At 69.5% G+C, this 3,664-nt stretch carries 4 protein-coding genes; all 4 read right to left on the bottom strand.

All coding sequences use genetic code 11. From position 1 onward, the window contains the following. On the bottom strand, positions 1-519 hold a 519-nt coding region (locus RIF89_RS12105), incomplete at its 3' end, for a DUF308 domain-containing protein (protein WP_309069359.1). 108 nt (positions 520-627) lie between these two features. After that, positions 628-1,077 (bottom strand): hypothetical protein, encoded by a 450-nt coding sequence (locus RIF89_RS12100; protein WP_309069358.1) that lies wholly within the window; start codon positions 1,075-1,077, stop codon positions 628-630. 80 nt (positions 1,078-1,157) lie between these two features. Next, the gene (locus RIF89_RS12095) at positions 1,158-1,964 is read right to left on the bottom strand and encodes a hypothetical protein (RefSeq protein WP_309069357.1); all 807 of its coding nucleotides are present in this window, start codon (positions 1,962-1,964) and stop codon (positions 1,158-1,160) included. 101 nt (positions 1,965-2,065) lie between these two features. Continuing rightward, a partial coding sequence (locus tag RIF89_RS12090) for a glycoside hydrolase family 30 beta sandwich domain-containing protein (protein ID WP_309069356.1) occupies positions 2,066-3,664 on the bottom strand: 1,599 nt, incomplete at its 5' end.

Here is a 3,664-nt window from a genome sequence, read left to right as displayed (position 1 = left end):
CACGAGCGACAGACCGATGAGCAGCCACAGCGCGGCCGCCGTCAGCAGCGGGGACACGATGACGAGCACGCCCGCGACGATGCTGAGGATCGCGTACGCGACCGTCCACCCTCGTGAGGATCGCGGGAGCTCGCGCGTGATGCTGCTGTTCCGGGGCAGCGCGAACAGGGTGACGACGCCGTCGAAGATCCACGTCACGCCCAGCATGATGGCGACGAACACCGCGAGCAGCACGGTCGTCGACTCGAGGTTCACGAATGCGGCCACCGAGGCGGCGATGAACAGCAGACCGAGAACGGCCGTGCCGATCCGCAGCCACGTGCCCAGCCCCTTCGAGATGATCGCCAGGACGATGTCGACGATGCCGGCGATCAGCGTGTAGATCGCGATGAAGAGCGTGATCGTCGCCGCCGACTTGAGCGGCCAGAGCAGGATCGCGATGCCCATGATGATGGAAACGGCACCCGTCACGATCGTGAGGGTGCGCAGTGATCGGACGATGTCGAGCGGCTCGCTCATCTGGCTCACGGGTTCTCCTGTCCTTCTCGGCTGATGTCATCCCCCATCCTGCCGACGCAGTCCCGACGGGGATAGGGGCTCGGTGCGCCTCCCCGTCGGGATGACGAGTCAGGGAGCGGGCGACTGCGCCCGCTCGTCGGGGTGGTTCGGCGTCCATCCGAACCAGCCGTCCTCCGTCGCCACGACGGCCCAGTCACCGCAGGCGAAGACCTGATCGATCTTGTAGACGTCCGGGGTGTCCTCGACAGCGACGGTGGGCGCCGAGCGTCGCTCCACCTCGGCGCATCGCTCGGGATCCAGTGCGCTCGAGCTGCGCGCGGTCAGTGAAGCGGGGTCGCCCATGGTGGACTCCCGCGTGACGATCGTCTCGGCATCGACAGGAAGCCAGGACGCGTCTTTGTCCCAGGTCTCGACGAGTTCCTCACGCGACTCGAACTCGTGCTGGGCCTCGCGTTGCAGCGCGTCGCTGACGGCGGAACACCCCGCGAGCGAGCCGACGAGAAGAAGGGCGGCAAGGGGGAGCGCTGCTGCAGCGCGCGGACGGCGTGTGATTGTCATGGCTCCATCGTCGCGAGCAGGGGCGTCGCACGCGTCGGCCGCAGGATGCATCCTGCGTCCCTCGGCAGGATGACGTGCACTCAGCCGTCGGCCAGGAAGACGCCGATCCGGTCGCCGTCCTTGACGAACTGCAGCGCCCTGTCCGGATACTCGGCGCGCAGGTCCTCGGGTGCACCGCTGTCGACGAACAGGCTCAGGGTCGCCGGGAAGGGCCCGACGCGGCAGCCGGAGTACATGTTGCCGCTGATCGAGTAGGAAGACTGGTCGGCGTCCGGCTCCGGCAGCTCTTCCGCGGCGACCGCGGTGATGCAGTCGCTGCCGTTCGACGACATCCCGAAGTTCGATGCACTCTCATAGATGAGCAGCCCGTGGAACTCGTACGCGACCGAACTCGGGCCGGCTCCCATCCATCCGGCGGGGATGTCGATCGTCCGCGAAGGCTCGAGCGTCGCGACCTGCGGCGCCCCGCTCGAGGTCGACACGGGAGTCACCTGCGCCAGTCCATAGGTCAGCCCGCCCGACACCGCGGCCGCCGCGATGACCGACAGCGCCCACATCCCACGCAGATGCTGCGAGAGGTCGCGAGGTCGCCGGGCCGGCGGCGTATCGGGCGGCGCGGCCTCCGCGGAAGAAGGATTCGCGGGCGCAGGAGGCGCGACGGCGGGAACCGCCGGTGCCTCCAGGACAGCGGCGGCCCTCGGCGCCGGCGCGGCGTACGGCTCGGGCGCCGCCGACGCGACATCGACCTGCGGCGCGGGCCGTGCAGCGGCCAGCGCCTCCAGCTCGCGGAGACGTCGGAGGGCGGCCGGATCCTGTGCGATGTCGGCCTCGGGTCCGAAGGCTCGTGCTCGCAGGATGCGCAGTTCGTCGCGCAGATCGGTGTCCATCACGTGCATGCTCTCACGGCCATGACGCCGAGGTCGTCGTCGAGCGGATGTCGCGGGCAGGCGTTCGCACGCGTGCACGGCACGGAGATGTCCCGCCGAGGTCACGGCACGCTCGCCGACCACTCGACCGTCGTGAGCGACCGCGCGGGCACGTCGACCGCCGTCCGCTCTCCGCTCAGGAGGACATCGACGCCGCGGGTCGTCTCGCCCTCATTCCAGATGATCAGCGTGGTCGACCCTTCATCCGTCCGGAAGGCCACGTGCTCCAATCCCCGTGCCTCCGATTCGGACGCGATGCGCATCGATCCCGCGGGCACGAAGCGCGCGGCGTGAGACAGCACGTAGTACTCGGCATTGCGGCCGATGGCGCCGTCCGGGTGCACGGTGATCACACCGGTGCAGGTGTCGCAGCCGCCGCGGTGGGGCCCGCCGTCCTCGTCGAGCGCGAGGTTCCAGGTCAGGATCCCCGTCGCTCGGTTGCGAAGAGCGGGGATCAGGAGGTGGGATGCCTGCCAGGACAGCGTGTCCCTGAAGCGCTGCTCAACGGAGTCGTCGGGTCCGCTCGATCCGGAGCATTCCGTCACCCAGATCGTGACCTGGGGGAACTCGTCCGAGAGCCGCCCCATCGCGTCGGGGGAGCCGGAATAGCAGTGGAACGCGATCCCCTCGATCCATCGGGCGGCGGAGGTCCGCAACAGGTCGGCCGGGTACTGATAGGCGGGGTCCTCGCCTTCGGGCGTGGTGGCGGCGTCCCCGGGGCTGAGTTCCCAGTTGTGATCGAAGCCGAGGATCCGCGTCGGGACTTCCGCCGCACGTAGAGCGGCTCCCAGGCGCTCGATGAGCTTCGCCTGCTGCCACACCGGCATGTCCGTGCCGGGATAACCGTCCGGGTGCCGGAGCTGAGGCTCGTTCTGCACCGTCATCAGGGCGATCGGGATGCCCGCGCGGCGATACTCTTCGATGAACCGCAGCAGATACGCCGCATAGGTGTCGTACGCGGCCTCCTCGTCCCGCAGCCGCCCGCCCTCCAGCGACTCCCCCTCCTTCAGCCAGGCCGGCGGGCTCCAGGGTGACGCGATGACGGTGACGTCGGGATTGATGGCGAGGATCTGCCGCAGCACCGGGATCATCGCTCGCCGATCGGGATCGATGCTGAAATGCTCGAGCTCCCAGTCCGTCTCCCCGCTCGGGCGGTCATCGAACGTGAACGGCTCGGTGTCGACGAAGTCGGAGGAGCCGATCGGGATCCGGATCACCGAGAGCCGGGCAGGGCCGTCGGGATGGAAGAGCTCGGTGAGGACGTCCGCACGCCGCTCGGCGGGCATCGCGTGCAGCAGCGCCGCCGACGAGTGCGTCACGGCGGCGCCGAATCCGGTGATCTCCTGGCTCTGCTTCTCCGGGTGGATCCGTATGGAATTGGTCGCTCCCGCGCCGGCCGCTCCGACGGCGATCTCCGCCATGGTCGAGGAACCGTCGGCGGTGGTGGTCACCGCGATCACCGCTCCTCCGGCCGTCGCCGAGGGGCTCGGCGTCGCCGGGAGGGCGGACTCGGGCGCGGGGCGGAGGAGCGCGACGAGCATCAAGCCGGCGACCACGGCGACCACGGCGAACGCACCGGACACCGCGATGACCTTCCCTCTCGACCACGTGCGTGTCACGGTGCCACCCTCTCCGATGAGCGCGGGATTCCCCTGCCCCAG

The sequence above is a fragment of the Microbacterium sp. genome (assembly GCF_031178525.1).
GTDB lineage: Bacteria > Actinomycetota > Actinomycetes > Actinomycetales > Microbacteriaceae > Microbacterium.
Note: the sequence above shows the minus strand (reverse complement) of the source record. Positions and strands in the feature narration are given on the sequence as shown.

What these genes read in the sequence shown, in the direction of transcription:
- RIF89_RS12095 (WP_309069357.1), bottom strand. Translation starts at nt 1,964, where the DNA reads ATGGACACCGATCTGCGCGACGAACTGCGCATCCTGCGAGCACGAGCC.
- RIF89_RS12100 (WP_309069358.1), bottom strand. Translation starts at nt 1,077, where the DNA reads ATGACAATCACACGCCGTCCGCGCGCTGCAGCAGCGCTCCCCCTTGCC.